Below are 26,312 nucleotides of genomic sequence, written 5' to 3'. Positions count from 1 at the left end.
TGGCAGGCGCATCACAACAATTTCGAAGCCATGACCGGCGCACATCCCGGCCAGGCATTCGGACGATCCACCCGCACAAGGAGTTTGCATGACCGGGCTGCCCGCGCGACCGCTGCCTCTCTGGCTGGCCGTTGCCACCATCGCCACGCTCGCGGGCTGTGGTGACGATTCCATCCCCGTCAAGGAGCCCCCTCTGGTGCGGGTGATCGAAGCACACGGCAGCGACTACGTGGCCAGCGCTTCGATTACCGGCGATATCCAGGCGCGGGTGCAGAGCGATCTGTCGTTTCGTGTCGCCGGCAAGGTCATCGAGCGTCTGGTCGAGGTCGGTGACCAGGTCAAGGCCGAGCAGGTGCTGGCGCGGCTCGACCCGCAGGACCAGCAGAACAACCTGAACGCCGCCCAGGCCGCCGCCGATGCCGCCCGCAGCCAGCACAAACTGGCTGAAGCCAACCTCTGGCGCCAGCAGCAACTGCTGCCCAAGGGCTATACCAGCCGCAGCGAATACGATGCCGCGCTGGCCAACCAGCGCAGCGCCAAGAACAGCCTGGCCGCCGCCGAGGCGCAACTGGCCGATGCCCGCGAACAGCTTGGCTACACCGATCTCAAGGCCGAGGCCGACGGCGTGATCATCGCGCGCCAGGCCGAAGTGGGGCAGGTGGTGCAGGCCACCGCACCGATCTTCACCCTGGCGCGCGCCGGCGAGCGCGACGCCGTGTTCAACGTCTATGAAGCGCTGCTGGCCGCGCCACCGGGACAGAACATCGAGGTGGTGCTGCTCGATGATCCCAAGGTACGGGCCAGCGGCCATGTCCGTGAGGTGACGCCGACCGTCTCGGCACAGTCCGGTACGGTGCAGGTCAAGGTGGCCCTGGACGAGGTACCCGAGGCCATGGGCCTGGGGGCCGCGGTCAGTGCCACGGTCGATGCGGCTGCCACGCGCAGCTTCGAGCTGCCCTGGTCGGCCCTGACCAAGGCCGAGCACGAGCCGGCGGTCTGGCGCCTGGACGCGCAGGGGCGTACGCAACTGCGACCGGTACGGGTCGGCCGTTACCTGACCGACAAGGTGATCATCAGCGCCGGTGTCGCCGAGGGGGACCGCATCGTGGTGGCCGGTGGGCAACTGCTGCATCCGCAACAGACCGTGGATATCGCCAGGGAAGGCCAATGATGAACCGACGCATAGGCGCGCTACTGATACTTGGGGCATTGGCAGGCTGCGACAAGGAAGCGGAACCCGCGGCGCCGGTCAGGCCGGTGCTGTACGTCGAGGTCAAGCCGCAGACCGAACGGCAACTCGGCCGTTTCGCTGGCAGCATCCAGGCGCGCTACGAGACGACCCTGGGCTTTCGTGTGCCAGGGCGTATCGCCCGGCGCCTGGTCGATGTGGGCAGCCAGGTGGAGGCCGGCACGGCGCTGGCCACGCTCGACCCCACCGACCAGCAGAACGCCCTGCGCGCCAGCGAGGGCGATCTGGCCCGGGCCCAGGCGCAGTTGATCAATGCCCAGGCCGATGCCAAGCGCCAGCAGGAACTGTTCGCCCGTGGCGTCGGTGCCAAGGCCAACCTGGAACAGGCGCAGACGCAATTGAGCAACGCCTTGAGCAATCGCGACCAGGCCAAGGCCAGCGCCAGCCAGTCGCGCGATCGCCTCGGCTACAGCAGCCTGACCAGCGACTTCACCGGGGTGGTCACCGCCTGGCATGCCGAAGCCGGACAGGTGGTGGCGGCAGGGCAGGAGGTGGTGACGCTGGCACGGCCGGAGGTCAAGGAGGCGGTGTTCGATCTGCCGCTGTCGCTGGCCGATGGCCTCGATGCCGATGTGCGTTATGACATTGTCTCGCAGCTCGACCCTACGTTGAAAACCCGTGGCCAGGTGCGCGAGGTCGAACCGCGCGCCGAGTCCGGTACGCGCACCCGGCGTGTGCGCTTGAGCCTGGATGAGACGCCCGAGGCGCTGCGCCTGGGGACTTCGATCAGCGTCAGCCTGTCGCGGCCGATGGCCGCACTGAGTGTGCTGCCGGTGGGCGCGGTGCAGACGGTCGATGGCAAGACCCGGGTCTGGGTGATCGATGCCGAACGCAGTGTGGTCCATCCGCGCGTGGTGCAGGTGGTCACCCACGACGACGGTCTCGTCAGTGTCGCCGGCGGCCTGCAAGCGGGGGAAAAGGTGGTCCGCGCCGGGGTCAATGACCTGCGCGATGGCCAGGCGGTCAAGCTGGGCGGGGGCGTACAGCCATGAAGCAAGGATTCAACCTGTCGGACTGGGCCCTGCGGCATCAGTCCTTCGTCTGGTACCTGATGTTCGTCGCCCTGCTGATGGGGGTGATTGCCTACTTCAACCTCGGCCGCGAGGAAGACCCGTCCTTCACCATCAAGACCATGGTGATCCAGACCAGTTGGCCCGGCGCCACGGTGGACGAAACCCTCAACCAGGTCACCGACCGCATCGAGAAGAAGCTCGAAGAACTCGACTCGCTCTACTACACCAAGAGCTACACCACGCCGGGCCGCTCGACCATCATGGTGTTCCTGCGCGACACCACCAAGGCTTCCACCGTGCCGGACATCTGGTACGAGGTGCGCAAGAAGATCAACGACATCCAGGGCGAGTTTCCCCAGGGCCTCCAGGGACCCGCGTTCAACGACGAGTTCGGCGACGTGTTCGGCTCGATCTATGCCTTCACCGGCGATGGTTTGAGCCCACGCCAGCTACGCGACTATGTCGAGCGGGTGCGCGCGGATATCCGCAGTGTGCCGGATATCGGCAAGATCCAGATGATCGGGGCCCAGGACGAAGTGCTCTACCTGAGTTTCTCCACGCGCAAGCTGGCCGCCCTCGGCATCAGCCAGAACCAGGTGCTCGGTGCGTTGCAGGCACAGAACGCGGTAACCCCCTCTGGCGTGATCGAGGCCGGTGCCGAGCGTATTTCCGTGCGCACCAGCGGCCAGTTCGCTTCCGAGCGAGACCTGCGCAACGTCAACCTGCGCCTGCAGGATCGCTTCTATCGCCTGGCCGATATCGCCGAGATCAGCCGTGGCTACGTCGATCCGCCGCAGACCCTGTTCCGCTATAACGGCGAACCGGCCATCGGCCTGGCCATCGCCATGCGCGACGGTGGCAACGTGCAGACTTTCGGCGAAGCGCTGCACCGGAAAATGGGCGAACTGACCAATGAATTGCCGGTCGGGGTCGACCTGCATACCGTCTCCGACCAGGCCAAGGTCGTCGAGGAGGCGGTCAGCGGTTTCACCCGCGCGCTGTTCGAGGCGGTGATCATCGTCATGGCGGTGAGTTTCGTCAGCCTCGGCGTGCGCGCCGGCCTGGTGGTCGCCTGTTCGATCCCGCTGGTGCTGGCCATGGTGTTCATGTTCATGGAATACAGCGGCATCACCATGCAGCGGATTTCCCTGGGCGCGCTGATCATCGCCCTCGGCCTGCTGGTGGACGATGCGATGATCACCGTGGAAATGATGGTCACGCGCCTGGAGAAGGGCGACTCGTTGCACGATGCCGGCACCTTCGCCTACACCTCCACGGCTTTCCCGATGCTCACCGGCACCCTGGTCACGGTCGCTGGCTTCGTGCCCATCGGTCTCAATGGCAGCGCGGCGGGGGAATACACCTTCACCCTGTTCGCGGTGATCGCCGCGGCGCTGCTGTTTTCCTGGATCGTCGCCGTGTTGTTCGCCCCGGTGATCGCCGTGCATATCCTGCCCAAGTCCCTCGGCCACAAGGGCGAGAAGCCACCGGGGCGGGTCGAGCGTGGTTTCGATCGCGGCCTGCAACTGGCGATGCGTCACCGCTGGTGGACCATCGGCATCACCGTGGCGCTGTTCGCCGGATCGATCTTCGGCATGCGCTTCGTGCAGAACCAGTTCTTCCCCACGTCGGACCGGCCGGAGCTGCTGATCGACCTCAACCTGGCGAAGAACGTGTCGATCAACGAGACCCGTGCCCAGGTCGACCGGCTCGAGGCGCTGCTCAAGGATGATCCCGACATCGAGCGCTGGAGTACCTACATTGGCCAGGGCGCGGTGCGTTTCTACCTGCCGTTGGACCAGCAGTTGCAGAATCCCTTCTATGCCCAGGTCGTGGTGGTGAGCAAGGACCTGGAATCGCGCGGGCGCTTGATGGCCCGCCTGAAACAGCGCCTGCGCGACGAGTTCGTCGGTGTCAGCACCTTCGTCCAGCCGCTGGAAATGGGCCCGCCGGTGGGCCGGCCGATCCAGTACCGGGTCAGCGGCCCGGACCTCGACAAGGTACGCACCCTGGCCCTGCAACTGGCCGGCATGCTCGACCAGAACCCGTATATCGGCGAGACCATCTATGACTGGAGCGAGCCGGGCAAGGTGCTGCGCATCGACATCGCCCAGGATCGCGCGCGGCAACTGGGGCTTTCTTCCGAAGACGTGGCCAAGGTGCTCAACAGCGTGGTCAGCGGGGTGACCGTGACCCAGGTCAAGGACGACATCTACCTGATCAATGTCATCGGCCGCGCCGAGGACAGTGAGCGCAGTTCGCCGGAGACCCTGGAGAACCTGCAGATCGCCAACTCCAGCGGCACCTCGATTCCGCTGCGCGCCTTCGCCACCGTGCGCTACGAACTGGAGCAGCCGCTGGTGTGGCGGCGTGACCGCAAGCCGACCATCACCCTCAAGTCGGCGGTCAACGGCAGCATCCAGCCGACCGACCTGGTGTATCAGTTGGAACCGCAGATCCGCGCCTTCTCCGACAAGCTGCCGGACGGCTACAAGGTGGCGGTGGGCGGCGTGGTCGAGGAGAGCGGCAAGGCCCAGGGGCCGATTGCCCAGGTGGTGCCGCTGATGCTGTTTCTCATGGCCACCTTCCTGATGATCCAGTTGCACAGCGTGCAGAAGATGTTCCTGGTGTTCAGCGTGGCGCCGCTGGGGTTGATTGGCGTGGTCCTGGCCCTGGTGCCGACCGGCACGCCCATGGGCTTCGTGGCGATCCTCGGTATCCTCGCGCTGATCGGCATCATCATCCGCAACTCGGTGATCCTGGTGACCCAGATCGACGCCTTCATTGCCGAGGGCTACAGCCGCTGGCAGGCGGTGATCGAGGCGACCCATCACCGCCGCCGGCCGATCCTGCTGACCGCCGCCGCGGCCAGCCTGGGTATGATCCCCATCGCCCGCGAAGTGTTCTGGGGGCCGATGGCCTACGCCATGATCGGTGGGATCTTCAGTGCGACGCTGCTGACGTTGCTGTTCCTGCCTGCCTTGTACGTGGCCTGGTACCGGGTGCGCGAGGATGAGGCGGGCGCGACCGCAAGCCACTAAGGTGGGTGGTCGTACGAGTTGGACGCGGCTCGGAGTCTACGGCTTGGCGCTTGGCGCTTGGCGCTTGGGGCATGCGGCGCTCGCTGCCTCAGCGATTCTCCAGCCACAGCCGGATTGGCTTGCCTTCGGTGGGCCACAGGCGCAGTTGCTGCTGGGAGGAAATATCCCAGCGTTGCACCTTGCCGAGGGCGTCTAGGAAGCGTTTTTCCTGTTCCATCAAGGCTGGTGCGCAGCGTTTGCGCGTGTTGCCGGGTGGGCCGAAGCTGAGCCTTTCGCCGTCCAGGCTGTAGTGGGCGAACCAGTGGTTGCAGCCGGCGTTGCCGTAGGCGCGTTGATCTTCGCCGAAGGTGACGCTGAGGCGGCTGTTATCGATCAATGGGCGCCCACCGATCCACTCCACCTGGTAAGTCCTTTCCTGTTCCAGCCTGACAGGCTCGGCAGCGCAACCGAGCAGGCTGGAGGCGATCAGCGTCAGGCCGGCAATGCGTTTCATGGGGTTCCTTCCAGGCAGCGGGGGCAGCGGTGCTGGCCGTCGAGGTTGCGCCAGCCCAGTTCATGGATGCGGGCTTCGGCCGCCGGCTGGCGAGCCGCCTCGCCGAGGGCCGCGTCGACGGCGAATTCGAAGTCGAGCACCTTGCTACAGCTGTCGCACTTGACCTGCCAGTTGAGGATCGACAGCTCGCGGAACACCGGGCCGGTGGCCACGGCCAGCCATTGGCCCGGCGGGTTGATCAGGTGACGGACCTTTTCCACTTCCAGGCGCAGGGTGAGGCTGCGGCTGCCCTTGAGGGTGACCAGCAGGACGTCGCCGTTCTGGATGGCGCCACCGTTGCCGGTGACCTGATAACGGCCGGGTGCCAGGGCGCGGCACTCGATCAGGGTGTGGGCAGGGTTGAACAGGGTATAGCGGAAATCGTGCTCGGCCATGGTGCCTCCGGAAAATGCGCGGATGCTACCACGGATAGGGCCTGTCTCCGTTTCATGCCAGAGCGTTTCAGCTTGCGGGGGCGCCGAATGGCAACTGCGAGGTTGAAGCGGACGCCAGCTCTACCCTCAATCGTCATTCCCGCGCAGGCGGGAACCCAGAAGCGCTTTTTTATTGGGTTCCCGCCTGCGCGGGAATGACGGCTAAATACACCGAGTAATAACGGTCATCGCACGAACGTCCGCTTCTGCCTCGACGCAGCCACCTGATCTGAAGTGCCAGTAGCCCCTAAGGCGTGACGTTGTGTGCTTCGTCAGCCAGGCGAGCGATAGCGGCGTCCAGTTCATCCAGTGCGGCGTTATAGCCGGGGTCGTCCTGCTTGAGCAGGGTTTCGCTGCGCTGACAGGCCGCGCGTAGCTGGGGTACGCCACAGTAGCGGGTTGCGCCATGCAGCCGGTGCACGCGTTCGATCAGGGTGGTGCGGTCGTCCACTTCGCGTGCCTGGCGGATCGCCTGGCGGTCGGCGTCCAGGGAGGCGAGCAGCATACCCAGCATGTCGGCCGCCAGGTCGGCCTTGCCAGCGGCCAGGCGCAGGCCTTCCTCGACATCGAGAATACGCAGGCTGCTGCTGGCCGGCGCCTGGTCGAGGGCGGCCGGTGTATTGGCGCGCAGGGCCAGACCGGTCCACTTGAGCACGACCTGGGCCAGTTGCCGCTCGTTGATCGGTTTGGTCAGGTAGTCGTCCAGGCCGCTCTGCAACAGGGCCCGCTTTTCATTGGCCAGGGCATGGGCGGTCAGGGCGACGATGGGCATGGGGCTGCGTTCGCGCTCGTGTTCCCACTGGCGAATCGCCTCGGTGGTCTGGCGCCCATCCATGCCGGGCATCTGCACATCCATGAACACCAGGTCGAAGTTGTTGCGCTGAACGCTTTCCAGCGCGGCATAGCCACTGTCCACGGCGATCACTTCGGCGCCCATGTCGCCGAGCAGGGTTTCCACCAGCATCAGGTTGGCTGGATTGTCGTCGACGCACAGCAGGCGTGGCGCACGGCTGGTCAGCGGGGCGCGGGTGTCGATGCGCGACTGGCGCGGGCTGATCAGGTCGCACAGGGCGCGGTGCAGCTTGCGCGTGCAGACCGGCTTGGCCTGCAACTGGTTGCCGGTGTCCAGCAGCGCTTCGTGGTACAGCGCCTGCTCGGTGGTCGGGCAGAGCAACAGGGTCTTGCAGCCGAGCTGGTCGAGCTCCCAGATGTACTGGCGCAGCTGTTCGGGCGGCAACTCCCGCACACGCACGCCAAGCACCGCGAGATCGATGTGCTGCTCGCCCTGGTGGCGGGTGGTGACGCTTTCCAGCAGGGCCTCGATGTTGGCGAAGGGCAGCACTTCCAGGCCGCAATCCTCAAGTTGGTGGGTAAGCGCCTGGTGGGTCAGTTCGTGGCTTTCCAGCAGGGCCGCGCGACGCCCGTTGAGTTGCAGGCGCGAAAGCGCATCGCCATCGTCGTGGCTCTTCGGCAGGTTGAGGCTGATCCAGAATTCCGAGCCGGTGCCAGGGCTGCTGTCGACACCGATCTCGCCGCCCATCTGTTCGATCAGGCGTTTGGAAATGACCAGGCCCAGGCCCGTGCCGCCGGCCTGGCGCGACAGCGAGTTGTCGGCCTGGCTGAAGGCCTGGAACAGTGCGCGCATGTCGTCATCGGACAGGCCGACGCCGGTGTCCTGCACGCTGATGCGCAGTTGCGCGCGGTCGTCGCTTTCCTCTTCGAGCATGGCGCGCACGGTGATGCCGCCCTCGCGGGTGAACTTGATGGCGTTGCTCACCAGGTTGGTCAGCACCTGCTTCAGGCGCAGCGGATCGCCCTGCACCGATAGCGGGGTGTCGCGGTAGATCAGGCTGACCAGCTCCAGCTGCTTTTCGTGGGCGGCGGGGGCGAGGATGGTGAGGGTGTCCTGGATCAGGTCGCGCAGGTTGAACGGCAGGTTTTCCAGGATCAGCTTGCCCGCTTCGATCTTCGAGAAGTCGAGGACTTCGTTGATGATCACGAGCAGGTTTTCCGCGGATTTCTCGATGGTGCCCAGGTAGTCCAGCTGGCGCGGGTTCAGCTCGCTCTTCTGCAGCAGATTGGTGAAGCCGAGGATACCGTTGAGCGGGGTGCGGATCTCGTGGCTCATGTTGGCGAGGAATTCGGATTTGATCCGGCTCGCCTCCAGGGCTTCCTTGCGGGCGAAATCCAGTTCGATGTTCTGGATCTCGATGGTTTCCAGGTTCTGGCGTACGTCCTCGGTGGCCTGGTCGATGCTGTGTTGCAGTTCGTCCTGGGCGCTTTGCAGCGACTCGGCCATGCGGTTGATGCCGGAGGCCAATTCATCCAGTTCGCTGTTGCCGAGGGCCGGCAGGCGGGTGTGCAGGTTGCCGTCCTTGAGCTGCGCGACACCCTGGGTGATGCGCCGCAGCGGCTCGTTGATCGAGCGGCTCATGCGCAGGGCGAGCAGGGCGGTGACGGCCAGCCCGGTGATGATCAGCAGCAGGCTGGTGAGCATGCTGCGGTAGCCCTGCAGCAGCGTCCGGTGGTGGGACAGCTCCAGCTCGATCCAGCCGATCAGGCGGTCGCCGTCGGTGTCGTATTCCTCGCCAGCCAGTACGCGATGACGCTCGTAGACCGGCAGCAGGAAGCGCGTGGCATCTTCGCTGCTGTTGTGCATCAGCGGGCTGCCGTCGCTCAGTGGCGCCGGAGTGAGCATCTTCGGGCCGGCCTGGGCCAGCGGCTGGCGGTCGTTGGAGAGGAAGCCGACCGCGCGCACGTCGTCCTGGTTGAGGGTTTCCTTGGCCATGCGCTCCAGGCGCTTGGCGTCGTTGCGGGCCAGGGAGGGCGCGGCCAGGGGCGCCAGTTGCTGGACCACCAGTTCGCCGCGCCGCTGTAGCTGATCCTTGAGGTCGGCCAGTTGCATCCAGGTGAAATAACCGCCGAGGACCAGTGCCAGAAGACTGGTGGGAAGCAGAGTGAGGAGCAGCACGCGGCCTTTTATGCCCAGTTCCTTGAACACGCTCATACGCCCTTGGATAAATGACTTGCGCAGTGTAACGATTCGATGATCAGGAATATGCAGGAAAGTCGACGTAATGCGATCATGAGGAACCATTCTCATCCGCAATCATTCCTCCTATGCTCACAGCCATCCAGACGGTCCCTCGGATTCTTGCCATCGAGGACGACCCGGTACTCGCCTCCCACCTGAGCAGCCATCTGAGCGAGCGTGGCTTCGATGTGACCTTGCGTCATGACGGCGAGGCTGTTCGCGAGCTGCTCGGCACCTGCGACTTCGACCTGATCCTCATGGATATCCTGCTACCCGGCGCCAGTGGCCTGGAGGTTCTCGCCGACCTGCGCCGGCGCAAGGGCATCCCGGTGATCCTGATGTCCGCCCTCGGCGCCGAACAGGATCGCATCGCCGGCTTCAGCCAGGGCGCGGACGATTATTTGCCCAAGCCGTTCAGCATGAGCGAGATGGTGGTGCGCATCGAAGCGGTGTTGCGCCGGGTCGCCTATGAGCGCAACGTGCCGCCGGCCGCCAATGCACCGGAGCTTGAGTTGGATGACGAGCGCCAGGATGCCGGCCGCGACGGCCAGTGGGCACAGTTGACCGGCACTGAATATCGCCTGCTGGAGATACTCGTGCGCCACGCTGGCGAGGTGCTGAGCAAGCCGTTTCTCTACCAGCAGGTCCTGCATCGCTCCTATTCCCAGCATGATCGCAGCCTGGACATGCATGTGAGTCATATCCGGCGCAAGCTGCAAGGCATCGGGTATCTGAGTGGCCGGCTGGATACGGCGTGGGGCAAGGGCTATCTGTTCCAGTTCCAGCGCGAGGACGCTTGACATGCTGGCCAGGTACTCGCTGTTCTGGCGCTTGGCGGCGCTGCTGCTGGGGGTCTGCCTGCTGATTGCCTGGGGCACCTGGTATTGGTCGAACCTGTTGCAGCAGAACGGCTCGTTGCTCAGTCGCGATGCCCGCCAGCAGTTGCATGCCTACGCCGCGCAAGCCGAGCAGGCCTGGTCCAGCGGCGGGCGCGAGGGGGTCGAGCGCTGGCTGGGGCAGATGGCGGAGCGCGAGCCGGACAGTTGGCTGGCGGTCACCAGTCGGGACATGCACAGCCTGGGGACCCGCGACCTGACGCCCAAGGATTTCGAGCGCATACGCATGCTGCGCAGCCCCGATGGGTTGATGAGCGTGCGGGCCAAGGGGCTGCTGTACCTCAACGTGCCCTTTCCGCGTGAGCCGGGCTCCGGGCAATTGCTGATCCAGTTGCCCAAGCGCTTCGTTCCCGAGGGCTTCGGCCGGGCCTCGCAATTGCTGATCCATGGCCTGGCGCCGGGTGTGCTGGCGCTGTTGCTGTGTGTGCTGATCTATCGGCAACTGGTGGCACCGCTCAACCATCTGCGCGAGCGTGCCGACGCCTGGCGGGCGGATCGCCTGGACACCCGGGTGTCCCCGGCGTTCAGCAGGCGGCGTGACGAGTTGGGCGAACTGGGCAGGGCCTTCGATCACATGGCCGAGCGCCTGCAGCACACGGTGAGCCATCAGCGCCAGTTGTTGCGCGATCTGTCCCATGAGCTGCGCACGCCGCTGTCGCGCCTGCGCGTTGCCGGAGAGTGCGCCACGGACCTGGAGGCCCTGCGTCAGCGTCTCGAACGGGAAGTGCAGGGGATGCAGCAACTGGTCGACGACACCCTGGAGCTGGTCTGGTTGGACACTGAACGACCGCAGCCTGAGCTGGAGGAAATCGATGTGCCGGCCTTGTGGGGCGTGCTTGGCGAGAATGCCTGTTTCGAGAGCGGCTGGTCGGCGCAGCGGCTGCGTTGCGAGCTGCCTGCCGATTGCCGGGTGCGGGGGCATCTCAACGGCCTGGCCCAGGCCCTGGAAAACATCCTGCGCAATGCCATCCGCCATTCACCGGCGGGAGGCTGGGTGCGCCTGGGCGGTGAGCGGGTCGGCAGCCACTGGCATCTGCATCTGGAAGACCAGGGCGGTGGTGTGGAGCCGCAGCAGTTGGAGACTATCTTTCGTCCCTTTACCCGTCTCTCGGCGGCCAGGCCGGGAGGCGAAGGCTATGGACTTGGCCTGGCCATCGCCCGTGGCGCGGTGCGCATGCAGGGCGGCGAACTCTGGGCCGAGAACGGCCAGGACGGCCTGCGGCTGAACCTGAGGCTGGCAAGTGTATAGTTTGTAAATAGTCTTTATTCTCAATTAGCAATAAATATCATCTGCTCGCTTGCGGACCGGAGACGACGGCAGATCGCTGCTAGGCGCTCGCTTCGTGTCCGATTGTCACACCAAGGAGAGAGATGCCGATGCAATCCCCATTCAAGCTCAGCTACCTGACCCTGGCCTTGCTGGCCACCAGCGTACCCATGCACGTGCAGGCGGAAACCCAGGATGCGCTGGACGAAGCCGAGACTCTGGAACTGCAGGACACCCACGTGCTGGGCACCGCGGAGCAGGAGCTGAAGCAGGCTCCGGGCGTATCGACCATCACCGCCGAGGACATCAAGAAGCGCCCGCCGGTTAACGACATCTCCGAAATCGTGCGCAAGATGCCGGGCGTCAACCTGACCGGCAACAGTTCCAGCGGCTCGCGTGGCAACAACCGGCAGATCGACCTGCGCGGTATGGGGCCGGAAAACACCCTGATCCTGATCGACGGCAAGCCGGTCACTTCGCGCAACTCGGTGCGCTATACCCGTGCCGGCGAGCGCGATACCCGCGGCGACAGCAACTGGGTGCCGGCGGACCAGATCGAGAGCATCGAGGTCCTGCGCGGCCCGGCGGCCGCGCGTTACGGCTCCGGGGCCATGGGCGGCGTGGTCAACATCATCACCAAGCGCCCGACCAAGGCCCTGTCCGGTTCCATCACGGCGTTCACCAGCATCCCGGAAGACGACGCCGAAGGCATGACCAAGCGTACCAACTTCAGCCTGGCCGGACCGCTGACCGATTCGCTGACCTTCCGCGTCTACGGCAACCTGGCCAAGACCGACGCCGACGATGCCGACATCAATCAGGACAGCCTGGCCACCGGCACGACCCTGGCCGCTGGTCGCGAAGGCGTGCGCAACAAGGACATCAAGGGCCTGTTGAGCTGGACGCCGGACGAGCGCCAGACCATCGACTTCGAAGCGGGCTTTGGCCGCCAGGGCAACATCTACACGGGCGATGTCGGCACCGGCAGCAGCGCCAATGCCCTGACGCCTACCACCTCCACCGGCGCCTGGGTCGGGCGTGAAACCAACACCATGTACCGCCAGGACTTCTCGATCACCCACCGTGGCGATTGGGACTTCGGTTCTTCGCGCGTGCTGATGCAGTACGAGAACACCCGCAACAGCCGCCTGGACGAAGGCCAGACCGGCTCGGTGGACGGCAACATCAGCGCCAATGCCGAGAAGCAGACCAGCACCTACGAGAGCTATCTGCTGCAAGGCCAGTTGGATATTCCTTTCCAGGCCCTGGTGTCTCAGGTACTGACCGTCGGTGCCGAGTGGAACCGCCAGGAAATGGACGACCCGGCGACCCTCGACCGCGATATCGGCACGGGTTCCTGGTATGCCCTGGAAAACTCCGCCGCCGGCCGTTCCAGCGCAATGGACGCGACCATCATGGCGGTGTTCGTCGAGGACAACATCGAGCTGACGCCAGACTGGATTCTCACGCCAGGCCTGCGCATGGATCACCACGACCAGTTCGGTGCGAACTGGAGCCCGAGCCTGAACACGTCCTACAAGCTCACCGAGGACATCACCCTCAAGGGCGGTATCGCCCGTGCCTTCAAGGCACCCAACCTGTACCAGCTCAACCCCAACTACCTGTATCGCAGCAACGGCAACGGCTGTGCCGCGGGGACCACCAGCTCGGGTGGTTGCTACGTACTGGGTAACGCGGATCTGGACCCTGAAATCAGTATCAACAAGGAGATCGGCATCAGCTTCGCGCGCGATGGCTGGTCGGCTGGGGTCACCTATTTCCGCAACGACTACGAGAACAAGATCGTCTCCTCCAACGTGGTCACCGGCACCGTGGTCAACCCGAACAACCCGACCCAGTACGCCGGCATCCTCAAGTGGGATAACGCCCAGGATGCGGTGATCAAGGGCTGGGAAGGCAACCTCGGCATCCCGCTGCTGGGCGAGGCCGGCGAGACCCTGAGCTGGAACACCAACTTCACCTATATGCAGCACAACGAAGACAAGGACGGCAACCCGCTGACCATCGTGCCCAAGTACACGGTCAACACCATGCTCGACTGGCAGGTCACCCAGGATCTCTCGCTGAACCTGACCGGCACCTACTACGGCAAGCAGAAGCCGCGCATTTTCAACCCGACCACTGCCGTGGCGGTCACCGCGGCGACCCAGTTGAGCGAGCGCGAGGCCTACCATGTCTGGAGCCTTGGCGGCACCTACGCGCTGAACAAGAACCTGTCGTTCGGCGCCGGCGTCAGCAACATGTTCGACAAACGCCTCTACCGGCAGACCTCCAACGGCGCCAACACCTACAACGAGCCCGGGCGCGCTTATTACGCCTCCATCACCACGACCTTCTGACCGTCAATGGTTCGTCGACTGCGCCAGGCATACGCCTGGCGCAGTCGTAGCGAGTGCCGAACAAAATGAAAGAAAAATCCTCCGTGATCGCCTGGCCTGTCGTATCGCGAATCATCGCCGCCGTACTCGGTGGCTACCTGTTCACCTATGCCTTCACTGCGGCGCTCGCTCGCCTGTTGCCGCTTGATCCCATGACCGCGCCCATCGTCGCGACATTGCCGGCGTTTCTCGTCTACACCCTGGCCGTCCTCTGGGCATTCGGCTGTCGCAGTGCCTGGCGCGCCTGGATCGGCCTGGGCCTGGCCGGGCCATTGGCGATCATCGGCTTCTGGTCGCAACTGTTGGAGGCACTGGGATGAAACAGAAAACCCTGACCCAGTCGCTTTCCTGGCTGCACACCTGGAGTGGGTTGATCTTCGGCTGGCTGCTGTTCGCGATCTTCCTGACCGGCAGCCTGGCGGTGTTCGACAAGGAGATCGATGGCTGGATGCGTCCGGAAATCCCCGTCCACGATGTCGATCAACTGCGTGCCGCCCAGGTCGCCATCGATTACCTCAGGGCCAACAAGGGCGACGCGCCGGCCTGGAACATCGGCCTGCCAACCGAACGTTCTGCGGCCCTGAGCGTTTCCGCCGGTGAGCGAGCACGTGGCGGCGGACAGGTTCTCGACCCGATCAGTGGCGAGCCCATCGCGGTGCGCCAGACCGCGGGCGGTGGTTTCTTCTTCGGTTTTCACTTCACCCTGCACATGCCGCGCAATATCGGCATCTGGGTGGTTGGCCTGGCCGCCATGGCGATGCTGGTGGCGTTGCTCAGCGGCATCGTCATCCACAAGAAATTCTTCAAGGAATTCTTCACTTTCCGCCCAGCCAAGGGCCAGCGTTCCTGGCTCGACGCGCACAATGCCACGGCGGTGCTGGTGCTGCCGTTTCATCTGATGATCACCTACACCGGCCTGGTGATTTTCTACCTCATCTATATGCCGGCCGCGGTGGATGCCTTGTTCGACGGCAACCGCGAGGCGTTCGGCCGTGGCGGCCGCCCGGCGCAGCAGGCCGAGGTGGCCCCGGATGGCGCGCGGCCAGCCGAGCGGGGCGCACAGCATGCGGGCGCTGGGCACGATGAGCCGGTGCGCCCCCCGGCCGCCCAGCCGGAAAGGGCCGGACGTGGCTCGCGGGACGCTCGCATGGGCGAGGAGTGGCAGGCCCAGGGGCGTGGTTTATCAGGTTCAGCGCAACAGGCAGCGCCTGCCGGCGATGAGCGGCGTGGGCATCAAGCGGCGCGCATGACCGAACTGGGGCCATTGCTCGCAGTTGCCGAGCGTACGCTGGGGCCGATCGCCAGCCTGTCGATCCAGAATCCCGGGCAGGCGGGCATGCGTATCGAAGCGCGACCGGTGCTTGGCAACCGCATCGAACTGACCAAGGGGGAAAGCATGCTGTTCGATGGCGTCACCGGGGCGGTGCTGCGTGCGCCGAGCGCCAGCCGCCCCGCGCAACTGACCCAGCGGGTCATGAGCGGGCTGCACTTTGCCCAGTTCGGTGGCTATCCGATGCGCTGGCTGTACTTCATCTGTGGCCTGGCCAGTTGTGCGATGCTCGCCACCGGGGTCGTCTTGTTCACGGTCAAGCGTCAGCGTCGCCATGACCACGAGGGCGTGATAGGCGTTGTGCTCTACCATGCGGCGGAGCGCATCAATATCGCGGTGGTCGCCGGCCTGAGCCTGGCGTGCGTGGCTTATCTGTGGGGCGGGCGCTTGTTGCCGGTGGAACTGGCGCAGCGCAGCGCCTGGGAAGTCAATCTGTTCTTCCTGGTCTGGGCGGCGACGCTGGCCCACGCCATCGTCCGGCCACGAATGCGGGCCTGGCGCGAGCAACTCGGCCTGGCGGCGCTGTTGTGCATCGGTTTGCCGTTTCTGGACCTGGTGGATAGCAGCCGTGGTAACCACGTCTGGTTGCAGGCGACTTCGGTACTCCTGGGCGTCCTGTTGGCCTGGGCGTGCTGGCGCGTTGGCCAGCCAGCCAAGACGCGTGCCGCGCGCCGTGCGGGCAAGCTCGCGGAGGGCGCCTGATGAGCCTGTCCTTGATTAGCGCAGTGACATTGGCCTATTGCGGCATGTTGATGCTCTGCCAAGGGTTGGAGCGCCATTACAAGCAGTTCTGGGGCACGAGTGCGCCCGCTGGCCGGCTGCGTCTGCTGCGCGGGGCGGGTTGGGCGTGCCTGCTGGCGAGCTTCGCCGGTTGCATCCTGAGCTGGGGCTGGGCCATGGGCCCGGTCGGCTGGTTCGGCATGTGCTCACTGGCCGGCCTGGCTCTGCTGCTGCTCCTGCCCTACGCGCCGAAGCTGAGCAACTGGCTGCCAGTCATCGCCGTGCCGGCGCTGGTCGCGGCCTGGGTGGTCTGAGGCGGCAGGCGAAAAACGATGGGTTTCTGCTCTTCCCTGACGCTGGCGACCCATAGCCTGCGGCCTTTATGCCAATCGGTAATACCACGTGAGCGTTACGCGATATGGCTTGGCGGCTTTTGCCGGTATCATGTGCGCCCATTTCGTGTGTGGACCGATCATGACCGTGCAGTACCCAACCATCGCCGATTGCATTGGCAACACGCCGCTTGTCCGTCTCCAGCGCCTGGCCGGCGAGACGAGCAACACGCTGCTGCTCAAGCTGGAGGGTAACAATCCCGCCGGCTCGGTGAAGGACCGTCCGGCCCTGTCAATGATCACCCGCGCCGAACAGCGTGGCGACATCCGCCCCGGCGACACGTTGATCGAGGCGACCTCGGGCAACACCGGGATCGCCCTGGCGATGGCGGCGGCGATCAAGGGTTACCGGATGATCCTGATTATGCCGGGCAACTCCACCGCCGAGCGCAAGGCGGCGATGACCGCCTACGGTGCCGAGCTGATCCTCAGCGAGACCATGGAAGGCGCGCGTGACCTGGCGCTGCAGATGCAGGCCGAGGGCAAGGGCATCGTCCTCGACCAGTTCGCCAATGGCGACAACCCGCAGGCGCACTATGTCAGCACCGGCCCGGAGATCTGGCGCCAGACCGCCGGGCAGATCACCCATTTCATCAGCTCCATGGGCACCACGGGCACCATCATGGGCGTGTCGCGTTACCTCAAGGAACAGAACCCGGCGATCCAGATCGTCGGCCTGCAGCCTCAGGAAGGTTCGGCCATCCCCGGTATCCGCCGTTGGCCCGTGGAGTACCTGCCATCGATCTTCGATGCCAGCCGGGTCGACCGGGTGGTCGACATGAGCCAGGCCCTGGCCGAGGAAACCATGCGGCGCCTGGCCCGCGAAGAAGGCATCTTCTGCGGCGTATCGTCCGGCGGCGCGGTGGCCGCCATGCTGCAGCTATCCCAGGAACTGGAAAACGCGACCCTGGTGGCGATCATCTGCGACCGCGGCGACCGTTATCTGTCGTCGGGCGTCTACGACGTCGACGTAGAGTAATCATGGCCAAGCGAAGTTCGGGTCTGCGCTTCCAGCCTGCGGGCGGCGAGCGCAAGGCCCAGGTGCCGGTGGGCAAGAAGCAGCGCCTGCGGATCGAGCGCCTGGCCAACGATGGGCGTGGTATCGCCTTTCTCGACGGCCGTAGCTGGTTCGTTTCCGGTGCCTTGCCTGGCGAAGAGGTCGAGGCCCGTGTGCAGGCTGCGCGCAGCCAGGTGGTCGAAGCCCGTGCCGAGCGCGTTTTCAGCGCTGTCGCGATGCGTCGCCAGCCGCTTTGCCGGCATGCCGGCCATTGCGGCGGCTGTAGTGTGCAGCATCTGCCCCATGCCGAGCAGCTTGCCCTGAAACAGCGCAATCTGGCCGAACTGCTGCAGCGCCAGGCCGCTGTCGAGCCCGAGTCCTGGGCCGCCCCCCTGAGCGGTCCCGAGTACGGCTATCGGCGGCGCGCGCGCATCGCCGTGCGCTGGGATTCGCGGTGCGGCGAGCTGGAGGTGGGGTTCCGTGCCTCGGCCAGCCAGGACATCGTCGCGCTGGCCGAATGCCCGGTGCTGGTACAGCCCTTGCAGCCAATCCTCGAAGCGTTACCCCGGGCATTGCGTGGCCTGGACAAGCCGCAGGCCATTGGTCATGTCGAGTTGTTCCACGGCAATGCGACGGCGATTCTGGTACGCCACACTGCGCCCCTGGGCGCTGACGATCTGCAGCGCCTGCGGGATTTCTGTGGTGACCAGCAGGCGCAGTTATGGCTGCAAGGTGTCGCCGAGCCCGAAGCCGATGGCGGTGAGCAGGCGCTCGGCTATCGTCTGGAAAGCTGGGGTCTGGAATTGAATTACCGTCCTGGCGACTTCGTTCAGGTCAATGGTCCGGTAAACGAAGCGATGGTTGGGCAGGCGCTAGACTGGTTGGCGCCAGGGCCTGAGGAGCGGGTGCTGGACATGTTCTGTGGCCTGGGCAACTTTGCCTTGCCGCTGGCGCAGAGGGTGAAAGAGGTCGTGGCCATAGAGGGCGTGCAGGTGATGGTCGAGCGGGCGCGGACCAACGCCGAGGCCAACGGTCTGGCCAATCTGCACTTTATCCAGGCTGACCTGTCGAAGCCGCTTGCCGAGGCCGGCTGGGCACGCAAGGGCTTCGACGCGATGTTGCTCGATCCGCCGCGCGACGGCGCGTTCGAGGTAGTCAAAGGGATTGGGGCGCTGGGTATTCGGCGGCTGGTCTATGTGTCCTGCAACCCGGCGACGCTCGCGCGTGACACGGCCGAGCTGGTGAAGCAGGGGTATCGGCTCAAGCGAGCTGGAATTCTCGACATGTTCCCGCAGACGGCGCATGTCGAGGCGATGGCATTATTCGAAGCAGGTCAAAGTCGGCCCGCTTCGTAGAAAGCTGGTGAAATCCGGCGAGAGGCTTGTCCGCCGCCGTAGGGAAGGTAAGAGAATGGTGCAGGTCAGGGCGCAACAGCCCATCAACGTCGATGGCAGCATCAACCTGGAAGCGTGGCTGGACCACGCATTGAGCGTCGACCCGGCACTGGACCGCGAGGCGCTGAAGGCCGCCTGCGAATTCGCCCGTGATGTCGAGCAGCAGGCCAACGCCGCGCAGAATCTATGGACCGAAGGTAGCTCCAGCTTCCACACGGGCCTGGAGATCGCCGAGATCCTGGCGGACCTCAAGCTCGATCAGGATTCGCTGGTCGCCGCGCTGATCTACCGCGCGGTGCGCGAAGGCCAGACCAACCTGGAGGTGGTGAAGCAGCGTTTCGGCCCGGTGGTGGCCAAGCTGATCGAAGGCGTGCTGCGCATGGCGGCGATCAGCGCCAGCCTCAACCCGCGCGACTCCCTGGTACTCGGCTCCCAGGCGCAGGTGGAAAACCTGCGCAAGATGCTGGTGGCCATGGTCGACGACGTGCGTGTGGCGCTGATCAAGCTGGCGGAGCGTACGTGTGCGATCCGGGCGGTGAAGAACGCCGATGACGACAAACGCCATCGCGTGGCCCGCGAAGTGTTCGACATCTATGCGCCGCTGGCGCACCGGCTCGGCATCGGCCATATCAAGTGGGAGCTGGAGGACCTGTCCTTCCGCTACCTGGAGCCCGAGCAGTACAAGCAGATCGCCACGCTGCTGCATGAGCGGCGCCTGGACCGCGAGCAGTACATCGCCGATGTGATGCAGCAACTCAGGACCGAGCTGGCGGACGCCGGGATCAAGAGCGACATCAGCGGCCGGGCCAAACACATCTATTCGATCTGGCGCAAGATGCAGCGCAAGGGCCTGCAATTCAGCCAGATCTACGATGTGCGTGCCGTGCGCCTGCTGGTGCCGCAGGTGCGTGACTGCTACACCGCCCTGGGTATCGTGCACAGCCTGTGGCGACACATTCCCAAGGAGTTCGACGACTACATCGCCAACCCCAAGGAAAACGGCTATCGCTCCTTGCATACCGCGGTGATCGGGCCGGACGGCAAGATTCTCGAAGTGCAGATCCGTAGCCAGGCGATGCACGAAGAGGCCGAACTGGGTGTCTGCGCCCACTGGCGCTACAAAGGCACCGACGTCAAGGGCAACTCCGACCACTACGAAGAGAAGATTTCCTGGCTGCGCCAGGTACTTGAATGGCACGAAGAACTGGGCGACATCGGTGGCCTGGCCGAACAGTTGCGCGTGGACATCGAGCCCGACCGGGTCTATGTGTTCACCCCGGACGGCCATGCCATCGACCTGCCCAAGGGCGCCACGCCGCTGGACTTCGCCTACCGCGTGCACACCGAGATCGGCCACAACTGTCGCGGTGCCAAGATCAACGGGCGCATCGTGCCGCTCAACTACAGCCTGCAGACCGGCGAGCAGGTGGAGATCATCACCAGCAAGAACGGCGCGCCGAGCCGTGACTGGCTGAACTCCAACCTGGGCTACATCACCACCTCGCGGGCGCGGGCGAAGATCGTCCACTGGTTCAAGCTGCAGGCCCGCGACCAGAACGTCGCCGCCGGCAAGGCCATGCTCGAACGCGAACTGGCGCGCCTGGCGTTGTCGGCCGTGGACTTCGACAAACTGGCGGAGAAGAGCAACCTGCGCACCGCCGAGGACCTGCATGCGGCCCTGGGGGCTGGCGACCTGCGCCTGGCGATGGTGGTCAACCATGCCCAGCAACTGGTCGAGCCGGAGCGCGGCAACGAGCAACTGGAGCTGATCCCGCGCCGCGCCGGCTCGAACAAGCCCGGCAAGCGTGGCGACGTGCAGATCCAGGGAGTCGGCAATCTGCTCACCCAGATGGCTGGCTGCTGCCAGCCGCTGCCCGGCGATCCGATCGTCGGCTACATCACCCTGGGGCGCGGCGTCAGCATCCACCGCCAGGATTGCGCCTCGGTGCTGCAACTGGCCAGTCGCGAGCCTGAGCGGATCATCCAGGTCAGTTGGGGGCCGGTGCCGGTGCAGACCTATCCGGTGGACATCGTCATTCGCGCCTACGACCGTTCCGGCTTGCTGCGCGACGTCTCGCAACTGCTGCTCAACGAGCGCCTCAACGTGCTGGCGGTGAACACCCGGTCGAACAAGGAAGACAATACCGCGTCCATGCTCCTGACCATCGAGATTCCAGGCCTGGATGCCTTGGGCCGGCTGTTGGCGAGGATTTCCCAATTGCCCAACATCATCGAGGCGCGGCGTAGCCGTAGCGCGGGATGAGCGCTGCCATGTACGTGCTCGACGATTTGCTGCATCTGATGGCGCGCCTGCGCGACCCCCAGTACGGTTGCCCGTGGGATATACAGCAGAACTACGCGAGCATCGTGCCGCACACCATCGAAGAAGCCTATGAAGTTGCCGACGCCATCGAGCGCGGCGACTTCGATCACCTGCCCGGCGAGTTGGGCGACCTGCTGTTCCAGGTCGTCTACTACAGCCAGTTGGCCAGGGAAGAAGGGCGTTTCGAATTCGCCACGGTGATCGATGCCATCACCCGCAAGCTGGTGCGCCGCCATCCCCATGTGTTTCCCGATGGCGACCTGTATGGCGCACCGGACATGCCGCGCCTGGACGATGTACAGGTGAAGGAGCGCTGGGAGCAGATCAAGGCCGAGGAGCGCGCGGAAAAAGCCGAGGCGCCCGAACAGTTGTCGTTGCTCGATGATGTTCCAGCCGTACTGCCTGCCTTGAGTCGTGCCGCCAAATTGCAGAAGCGCGCTGCCCAGGTCGGTTTCGACTGGCCCGAAGCCTTGCCGGTGGTGGACAAGGTTCGCGAAGAACTGGATGAAGTGCTCGAAGCCATGAGCCAGGGTGAGCCCGAGGCCATCGCCGAGGAAGTTGGTGATCTGCTGTTCGTGGTGACCAATCTGGCCCGTCACCTGAAGGTCGATCCGGAAGCGGCATTGCGCAGTGCCAACGCTAAATTCGAGCGGCGCTTTCGTTTTATCGAAGAGTCCTTGCGCAGGGCGGGGCGTCCAATCGAGAATTGCGCGCTTGCCGAATTGGACGCCCTCTGGAGCGAAGCCAAAAAGCAGGAGAAACAGCATACCGGCTGTGGCGGCTGAGATCGCCTGGCGGTTTTTGATTTCCCGGCCTACGGGGTAACGGATACGGAAGGGGAGCGGCCCGGCGCGATGGCATGGGGCCAAGGAGATCCGTATCGCCAGATCTGTACGATTATGACCACGACTATCGCCACTGCCGATGCAGGCCCGTTCGAGGATGAACCGGTCGTTGATCCCCCTCACCTGGACGCCGAGCGTGTCGACTGGGCGAGCATCGAGCTTCCCGATGCCTGGGCCGACCAGATGGACTGGAAGCACCTGCCCAGCCTGGGGCGCGTATGGCGCACCCTTAGCGGCCGTAATCACCAGCGCGTGCAACTGCCTGCCGGGGTGCCGGGAGCGGACTGGCTGCCCAAGTACGTGCTGCAGGAGTTCCATAACCTGCCCAACGGCAATTACTCCAAGTGCTTCAGTCGCGGCTATGCCCAGGGTTTCGACAAGGTCATGCTCGGCACCCTCACGGGCGGGCGCAAGCGCGTGGCTGACGCGTTGCGTGGTGCCGCCAGCGCACTGGACCTGGGCTGCGGCGCCGGACGCCAGGCGCAGGCCCTGAAAGATGCCGGCATCGGCGAGGTCTGGGGGCTGGACCCTTCTCCTTACCTGTTGCAGCATGCCGCCCGTAGTCACCAGGGGATCCAGTGGGTTCAGGGGCTGGCCGAGAGAACACGCCTGGCCGATGGCCAGTTCGATGCCATAGCGGTATGTTTTGTGTTCCATGAAATCCCGCCGATGTACTTGCGCAAGGCATTGCAGGAGCTGGCACGGATTACCCGCCCCGGTGCCCGTCTCGCGGTGCTTGAACCGTCGCCGTTGCAGTGGGCGCGGGGCTATGCCTGGCTGTGGCGTCACTATGGCTGGAGAGGTGCCTATTTCCGGGCTTTGGCCAAGCGTGCCTATGAGCCGTTCGCCGAGGCCTGGCATCGACAGGATTTCGCGGCGCTGCTCGCCGAGGTCGGTTTCGAACTGATCGAAGATGAGACGGGCTGCCCGTTCAGATTCTTCCTGGCGCAACGTGCGCCTTCGTCTTCCACTGCAATGAATATGGATAACGCATGAGCCTTTCCCTTCGCGACCAGTTGCTCAAGGCAGGACTGGTGAATGAAAAGCAGGCCAAGCAGGCCGGCAAACAGAAGCAGAAACAGCAGCGCCTGGAAAAGAAAAACCAGGTGGAGGTCGATGATTCGCAGAAGCGTGCGGCCCTGGAGGCCCAGGCGGAAAAGACCGCCCGCGACCAGGAGCTGAATCGCCAGCAACAGGAAAAGGCCCAGAAGAAAGCCCTTGCCGCGCAGATCAAGCAACTGATCGAACAATCGCGGTTGCCCAAGCTGACCACTGAGGATTACTACAACTTCGTCGACGACAAAAAGGTCAAGCGCCTATCGGTCAACGACCTGATGCGCGACAAGTTGAGCCGTGGGTCGCTGGCCATCGTGCGCCATGCGGGTGGTTATGAAGTGATCCCGCGTGACGCCGCGCTGAAGATCCAGGAGCGTGACGCCCATCGGGTGGTATTGCTCAACACGCCGACCGAAGCGCCGGATGAAGACGATCCCTATGCGGCTTACCAGGTTCCTGACGACCTTATGTGGTGAAGGCTTGCGGAAGGCTTGCGGCTGTTTCCTAAGAACCTGTTCACGATCTCCAGCGCGCGAGATCGTGAACAGGTTCTTAGCCCTCGCAGGCCGTCAGGAGTGCGGCTGTGCTTCTTCCAGCACCTGACGATAGGCGTCGGCTTCTTCTTCGGAGCGGAAGATGCCGACCAGTTGTCCGTTCTGGATCACATCCCAGGCCTGAATGCCCAGGGCGCGGGCTTCCTGGGAAAGATGTTCGCTGTCACGCTCATGCACGATCACGTTCATGCTTGTCTCCTCGAAATACGGGTGCGGCGAGATGTCGCAGGTCCGTTATACACTTCGTTAGCAAGCTAATTAACCGTGCGGCCGGCAAAGGACTGTTGCATCAGTGCAACGAACGGAGCACCAGGATTTGAGTCGTTGCGGGCATCACCGGGCTTTCGCCCGGTTTGTTCAGATGTCGCTGGATCAGCTCTTGGCGCCCTGGACCGGGCGACCGTCGACCGTGCCGTCCTTGAGCATGATCTGGTATTCCTTGCCGTCCTTTTCCACCTGGTGCAGGCGTACCAGCAGGTAGTTCCAATCCTTGGCAAACCAGAGGATGGTCTTGCGGCTGCTCTGGGTCGGGTCGCGTACACGCTCGACCTTGATCGCATCGACCGTGCCGGCCTGGGTTTCCACGCGCTCCTCGCCGAGGACGCGGAAGTCATAGACCTCCACCTCCGAGCCGTCGATGACCTGGTAGCTCATGCTTTTCTTGCCGGCCGCCACGTCATGCTGCAGGGCCAGTTGATAGGTCGACTTGTCCAGCAGGCCGCGATTCAGGGTCACGCTGATCGGGTCGCCACGGTCGCTGCCGAGGACTTTCTTCTGGGTCCAGTCGAAGTCCTGCTCGATTTCCTTGGACTTGCCCAGGCCGCTGCGTTCGAAGTGGTAGGTCTGCGGCAGGAACACGCCGTTATCGACTTGCAGGGTGCTGGTTTCCTTGAGGCTGGCGACCAGCATGGAGGCTTCGAAGGACAGCTCCCAGCGACCATTGTCCAGTTGCTTGAGGCTGCGGCTGGCGCTGCCGCTGACCGGGACCTGTTTCCAGTCGGCGGTGTAGCTGGCGGTGAAGGGCTCCAGCTTGTCGGCTGCCACGGTGGGCAGGGTGACAGCGGCGAGGAGCAACAGCAGGGCACGACGCATCGGCGAATCTCCTAATTACTGAACTGCCAGCCGGTGGCCGGCAGGTTTTGGCCGTCCAGTTGTGCGCCGTTGTCACCCAGTTGCAGGCGACCCTCGGCGAACCAGCGTACGGCCAGGGGGTAAATGAGGTGTTCCTGAGCGTGAACGCGCTGGGCAAGGCTCTCGGCGGTATCGGATGAGCGCACCGGGATTCTTGCCTGCGCGACCACGGGGCCGCCATCCAGCTCTTCGGTGACGAAGTGCACGCTGCAGCCATGTTCACTGTCGCCGGCCTCTAGTGCGCGCTGGTGGGTATGCAGCCCCTTGTGCTTGGGCAGCAGAGACGGGTGAATGTTCAGCAGACGTCCACGGTAATGCCGTACGAAACCGGCACTGAGGATACGCATGAAGCCAGCCAGTACCACCAACTGTGGTTGACGGGCGTCGATGGCTTCGATCAGCGCGGCATCGAACGCTTCGCGATCCGCGTAGTTCTTGTGGTCCAGCACCTGGGTGGCGATACCGGCAGCGGCCGCACGTTGCAGGCCGATGGCATCGGCGCGGTTGGCGATCACCGCGCCGATGCACGCCGGGTTTTCTCCGGCGTTGATGTGGTCGATCAGGGCTTGCAGGTTGCTGCCGGTGCCCGAGATCAGCACCACGACATTGCAGGCTGCCGTCATCAATGCTGTTTCAGGTTGTTCAGCACGACGTGTTCGGCACCGTCGGCGGCCTGGGCGATCTGGCCGATCAGCCACGGCTGCTCACCAGAGGCGCGCAGGCTGGCGAGGGTGGTTTCGACCTGGTCTTGAGCGACGCAGATGACCATACCGACACCGCAGTTCAGCACGCGGTGCATCTCGTGCTCGTCGACGTTGCCTTGTTCCTGCAGCCAGTCGAACACCGCCGGGCGCTTCCAACTGGCGACGTCGAGCACCGCCTGGGCGCCTTCCGGCAGCACGCGCGGGATGTTGTCGAGCAGGCCACCGCCGGTGATGTGGGCCATGGCTTTGACCGCGCCGGTTTCCTTGATCAGCTTGAGCAGCGGTTTGACGTAGATGCGGGTCGGCGCCATCAGCAGGTCGGCCAGCTTGCTGCCGTCCAGCTCGGTGGCTTCGATGTCGGCGCCGGAGACTTCGATGATCTTGCGGATCAGCGAGTAGCCGTTGGAGTGTGGGCCGGAGGAGGGCAGCGCGACCAGGGCGTCACCGGTCACGACCTTGGAGCCGTCGATGATCTCGGCCTTTTCCACCACGCCGACGCAGAAGCCGGCCAGGTCGTAGTCTTCGCCTTCGTACATGCCGGGCATCTCGGCGGTTTCGCCACCGACCAGGGAGCAGCCGGCCAGTTCGCAGCCGGCGCCGATGCCGGTGACCACGGTGGCGGCAACGTCGACATTCAGCTTGCCGGTGGCGTAGTAGTCGAGGAAGAACAGCGGCTCGGCGCCGCAGACCACCAGGTCGTTGACGCACATGGCCACCAGATCCTGGCCGATGCTGTCATGTTTGTTCAGGTTCAGTGCCAGGCGCAGCTTGGTGCCGACGCCGTCGGTGCCGCTGACCAGTACCGGCTGCTTGTAGCCGGCCGGGATTTCGCACAGGGCGCCGAAGCCGCCCAGGCCACCCATCACCTCCGGGCGCGCAGTGCGCTTGGCCACGCCTTTGATGCGTTCGACCAGGGCTTCGCCGGCGTCGATGTCTACACCGGCGTCCTTGTAGCTGATGGAGGGTTGCTTGCTCATGGGGTATGGCCTTTGCAGAGGGAA

The 26,312-nt window shown here is 64.5% G+C and carries 22 protein-coding genes; 15 read left to right on the top strand and 7 right to left on the bottom strand.

Going from position 1 to position 26,312, the window contains the following annotated elements; translation table 11 throughout:
* Positions 1–88 precede the first annotated feature (88 nt).
* The 3 genes from ACSZPK_RS18510 to ACSZPK_RS18500 are packed head-to-tail and all read left to right on the top strand — an operon-like array spanning position 89 to position 5,303.
* Positions 89–1,171, top strand: a complete 1,083-nt coding sequence (locus ACSZPK_RS18510) for an efflux RND transporter periplasmic adaptor subunit (protein WP_437882993.1) — start codon at positions 89–91, stop codon at positions 1,169–1,171.
* A complete protein-coding gene (locus ACSZPK_RS18505; RefSeq protein WP_437882992.1) occupies positions 1,171–2,241 on the top strand; it encodes an efflux RND transporter periplasmic adaptor subunit in 1,071 nt (356 codons plus the stop codon). The genes ACSZPK_RS18510 and ACSZPK_RS18505 overlap by 1 nt, the downstream gene beginning before the upstream one ends.
* Entirely contained in the window at positions 2,238–5,303 is a 3,066-nt protein-coding gene (locus tag ACSZPK_RS18500) for an efflux RND transporter permease subunit (protein ID WP_437882991.1), read from the top strand. The genes ACSZPK_RS18505 and ACSZPK_RS18500 overlap by 4 nt, the downstream gene beginning before the upstream one ends.
* Before the next feature lie 88 nt (positions 5,304–5,391).
* Here the strand turns inward: ACSZPK_RS18500 and ACSZPK_RS18495 are convergent, their stop codons facing one another.
* From ACSZPK_RS18495 to ACSZPK_RS18485, 3 genes are all read right to left on the bottom strand, one after another.
* Positions 5,392–5,796, bottom strand: coding sequence for an META domain-containing protein (locus ACSZPK_RS18495; protein ID WP_437882990.1), 405 nt, complete (start codon positions 5,794–5,796; stop codon positions 5,392–5,394).
* The gene (locus ACSZPK_RS18490; RefSeq protein WP_437882989.1) at positions 5,793–6,230 is read right to left on the bottom strand and encodes a hypothetical protein; all 438 of its coding nucleotides are present in this window, start codon (positions 6,228–6,230) and stop codon (positions 5,793–5,795) included. Before ACSZPK_RS18490 ends, ACSZPK_RS18495 begins: the two co-directional genes overlap by 4 nt.
* 286 nt (positions 6,231–6,516) lie before the next feature.
* Entirely contained in the window at positions 6,517–9,270 is a 2,754-nt protein-coding gene (locus tag ACSZPK_RS18485) for a response regulator (RefSeq protein WP_437883225.1), read from the bottom strand.
* 119 nt (positions 9,271–9,389) lie between these two features.
* On the opposite strand from ACSZPK_RS18485, the gene ACSZPK_RS18480 reads away from it, so the two are divergent.
* From ACSZPK_RS18480 to ACSZPK_RS18425, 12 genes are all read left to right on the top strand, one after another.
* Positions 9,390–10,103 (top strand): response regulator transcription factor, encoded by a 714-nt coding sequence (locus ACSZPK_RS18480; protein ID WP_437882988.1) that lies wholly within the window; start codon positions 9,390–9,392, stop codon positions 10,101–10,103.
* Position 10,104: 1 nt separating this feature from the next.
* Positions 10,105–11,448 (top strand): histidine kinase sensor domain-containing protein, encoded by a 1,344-nt coding sequence (locus ACSZPK_RS18475; protein WP_437882987.1) that lies wholly within the window; start codon positions 10,105–10,107, stop codon positions 11,446–11,448.
* A 128-nt stretch (positions 11,449–11,576) separates the two neighbouring features.
* Positions 11,577–13,826, top strand: coding sequence for a FepA family TonB-dependent siderophore receptor (locus ACSZPK_RS18470; RefSeq protein ID WP_437882986.1), 2,250 nt, complete (start codon positions 11,577–11,579; stop codon positions 13,824–13,826).
* A 65-nt stretch (positions 13,827–13,891) separates the two neighbouring features.
* Positions 13,892–14,185 (top strand): DUF3649 domain-containing protein, encoded by a 294-nt coding sequence (locus ACSZPK_RS18465; RefSeq protein ID WP_437882985.1) that lies wholly within the window; start codon positions 13,892–13,894, stop codon positions 14,183–14,185.
* Positions 14,182–15,897, top strand: coding sequence for a PepSY-associated TM helix domain-containing protein (locus ACSZPK_RS18460; protein WP_437882984.1), 1,716 nt, complete (start codon positions 14,182–14,184; stop codon positions 15,895–15,897). Before ACSZPK_RS18465 ends, ACSZPK_RS18460 begins: the two co-directional genes overlap by 4 nt.
* On the top strand, positions 15,897–16,229 hold the full coding sequence (locus ACSZPK_RS18455; RefSeq protein ID WP_437882983.1) for a DUF3325 domain-containing protein: 333 nt from the start codon (positions 15,897–15,899) through the stop codon (positions 16,227–16,229). Before ACSZPK_RS18460 ends, ACSZPK_RS18455 begins: the two co-directional genes overlap by 1 nt.
* Positions 16,230–16,389: 160 nt before the next feature.
* Positions 16,390–17,286, top strand: coding sequence for a cysteine synthase CysM (gene cysM, locus ACSZPK_RS18450; protein ID WP_437882982.1), 897 nt, complete (start codon positions 16,390–16,392; stop codon positions 17,284–17,286).
* Between the two features lie 2 nt (positions 17,287–17,288).
* Positions 17,289–18,659 (top strand): 23S rRNA (uracil(1939)-C(5))-methyltransferase RlmD, encoded by a 1,371-nt coding sequence (gene rlmD / locus ACSZPK_RS18445; RefSeq protein WP_437882981.1) that lies wholly within the window; start codon positions 17,289–17,291, stop codon positions 18,657–18,659.
* A gap of 55 nt (positions 18,660–18,714) precedes the next feature.
* Positions 18,715–20,961, top strand: a complete 2,247-nt coding sequence (gene relA, locus ACSZPK_RS18440) for a GTP diphosphokinase (protein WP_437882980.1) — start codon at positions 18,715–18,717, stop codon at positions 20,959–20,961.
* Between the two features lie 8 nt (positions 20,962–20,969).
* Positions 20,970–21,806, top strand: a complete 837-nt coding sequence (gene mazG, locus ACSZPK_RS18435) for a nucleoside triphosphate pyrophosphohydrolase (protein WP_437882979.1) — start codon at positions 20,970–20,972, stop codon at positions 21,804–21,806.
* 114 nt (positions 21,807–21,920) lie between these two features.
* Positions 21,921–22,862: a class I SAM-dependent methyltransferase gene (locus ACSZPK_RS18430; RefSeq protein WP_437882978.1), complete on the top strand. Its 942-nt coding sequence runs from the start codon at positions 21,921–21,923 to the stop codon at positions 22,860–22,862.
* A complete protein-coding gene (locus tag ACSZPK_RS18425; RefSeq protein WP_437882977.1) occupies positions 22,859–23,398 on the top strand; it encodes a DUF2058 domain-containing protein in 540 nt (179 codons plus the stop codon). Before ACSZPK_RS18430 ends, ACSZPK_RS18425 begins: the two co-directional genes overlap by 4 nt.
* A gap of 93 nt (positions 23,399–23,491) precedes the next feature.
* Here the strand turns inward: ACSZPK_RS18425 and ACSZPK_RS18420 are convergent, their stop codons facing one another.
* From ACSZPK_RS18420 to purM, 4 genes are all read right to left on the bottom strand, one after another.
* Positions 23,492–23,665, bottom strand: a complete 174-nt coding sequence (locus ACSZPK_RS18420; RefSeq protein ID WP_437882976.1) for a hypothetical protein — start codon at positions 23,663–23,665, stop codon at positions 23,492–23,494.
* Positions 23,666–23,848: 183 nt separating this feature from the next.
* The gene (locus tag ACSZPK_RS18415) at positions 23,849–24,568 is read right to left on the bottom strand and encodes a DUF3108 domain-containing protein (protein WP_437882975.1); all 720 of its coding nucleotides are present in this window, start codon (positions 24,566–24,568) and stop codon (positions 23,849–23,851) included.
* Between the two features lie 11 nt (positions 24,569–24,579).
* Positions 24,580–25,230 (bottom strand): phosphoribosylglycinamide formyltransferase, encoded by a 651-nt coding sequence (purN, locus tag ACSZPK_RS18410; protein WP_437882974.1) that lies wholly within the window; start codon positions 25,228–25,230, stop codon positions 24,580–24,582.
* The gene (gene purM, locus ACSZPK_RS18405) at positions 25,230–26,288 is read right to left on the bottom strand and encodes a phosphoribosylformylglycinamidine cyclo-ligase (protein ID WP_437882973.1); all 1,059 of its coding nucleotides are present in this window, start codon (positions 26,286–26,288) and stop codon (positions 25,230–25,232) included. Before purM ends, purN begins: the two co-directional genes overlap by 1 nt.
* Positions 26,289–26,312: the final 24 nt, after the last annotated feature.

The sequence above is a fragment of the Pseudomonas sp. LRF_L74 genome, assembly GCF_965644255.1.
Taxonomy (GTDB): domain Bacteria; phylum Pseudomonadota; class Gammaproteobacteria; order Pseudomonadales; family Pseudomonadaceae; genus Aquipseudomonas.
Note: the sequence above shows the minus strand (reverse complement) of the source record. Positions and strands in the feature narration are given on the sequence as shown.

What these genes read in the sequence shown, in the direction of transcription:
- ACSZPK_RS18490 (WP_437882989.1), bottom strand. Translation starts at nt 6,230, where the DNA reads ATGGCCGAGCACGATTTCCGCTATACCCTGTTCAACCCTGCCCACACC.
- ACSZPK_RS18460 (WP_437882984.1), top strand. Translation starts at nt 14,182, where the DNA reads ATGAAACAGAAAACCCTGACCCAGTCGCTTTCCTGGCTGCACACCTGG.
- ACSZPK_RS18415 (WP_437882975.1), bottom strand. Translation starts at nt 24,568, where the DNA reads ATGCGTCGTGCCCTGCTGTTGCTCCTCGCCGCTGTCACCCTGCCCACC.
- relA (WP_437882980.1), top strand. Translation starts at nt 18,715, where the DNA reads ATGGTGCAGGTCAGGGCGCAACAGCCCATCAACGTCGATGGCAGCATC.
- ACSZPK_RS18465 (WP_437882985.1), top strand. Translation starts at nt 13,892, where the DNA reads ATGAAAGAAAAATCCTCCGTGATCGCCTGGCCTGTCGTATCGCGAATC.
- cysM (WP_437882982.1), top strand. Translation starts at nt 16,390, where the DNA reads ATGACCGTGCAGTACCCAACCATCGCCGATTGCATTGGCAACACGCCG.
- ACSZPK_RS18425 (WP_437882977.1), top strand. Translation starts at nt 22,859, where the DNA reads ATGAGCCTTTCCCTTCGCGACCAGTTGCTCAAGGCAGGACTGGTGAAT.
- ACSZPK_RS18500 (WP_437882991.1), top strand. Translation starts at nt 2,238, where the DNA reads ATGAAGCAAGGATTCAACCTGTCGGACTGGGCCCTGCGGCATCAGTCC.
- ACSZPK_RS18505 (WP_437882992.1), top strand. Translation starts at nt 1,171, where the DNA reads ATGAACCGACGCATAGGCGCGCTACTGATACTTGGGGCATTGGCAGGC.
- ACSZPK_RS18420 (WP_437882976.1), bottom strand. Translation starts at nt 23,665, where the DNA reads ATGAACGTGATCGTGCATGAGCGTGACAGCGAACATCTTTCCCAGGAA.
- ACSZPK_RS18455 (WP_437882983.1), top strand. Translation starts at nt 15,897, where the DNA reads ATGAGCCTGTCCTTGATTAGCGCAGTGACATTGGCCTATTGCGGCATG.
- mazG (WP_437882979.1), top strand. Translation starts at nt 20,970, where the DNA reads ATGTACGTGCTCGACGATTTGCTGCATCTGATGGCGCGCCTGCGCGAC.
- ACSZPK_RS18470 (WP_437882986.1), top strand. Translation starts at nt 11,577, where the DNA reads ATGCAATCCCCATTCAAGCTCAGCTACCTGACCCTGGCCTTGCTGGCC.
- purM (WP_437882973.1), bottom strand. Translation starts at nt 26,288, where the DNA reads ATGAGCAAGCAACCCTCCATCAGCTACAAGGACGCCGGTGTAGACATC.
- purN (WP_437882974.1), bottom strand. Translation starts at nt 25,230, where the DNA reads ATGACGGCAGCCTGCAATGTCGTGGTGCTGATCTCGGGCACCGGCAGC.
- ACSZPK_RS18510 (WP_437882993.1), top strand. Translation starts at nt 89, where the DNA reads ATGACCGGGCTGCCCGCGCGACCGCTGCCTCTCTGGCTGGCCGTTGCC.
- ACSZPK_RS18480 (WP_437882988.1), top strand. Translation starts at nt 9,390, where the DNA reads ATGCTCACAGCCATCCAGACGGTCCCTCGGATTCTTGCCATCGAGGAC.
- rlmD (WP_437882981.1), top strand. Translation starts at nt 17,289, where the DNA reads ATGGCCAAGCGAAGTTCGGGTCTGCGCTTCCAGCCTGCGGGCGGCGAG.
- ACSZPK_RS18475 (WP_437882987.1), top strand. Translation starts at nt 10,105, where the DNA reads ATGCTGGCCAGGTACTCGCTGTTCTGGCGCTTGGCGGCGCTGCTGCTG.
- ACSZPK_RS18430 (WP_437882978.1), top strand. Translation starts at nt 21,921, where the DNA reads ATGACCACGACTATCGCCACTGCCGATGCAGGCCCGTTCGAGGATGAA.
- ACSZPK_RS18495 (WP_437882990.1), bottom strand. Translation starts at nt 5,796, where the DNA reads ATGAAACGCATTGCCGGCCTGACGCTGATCGCCTCCAGCCTGCTCGGT.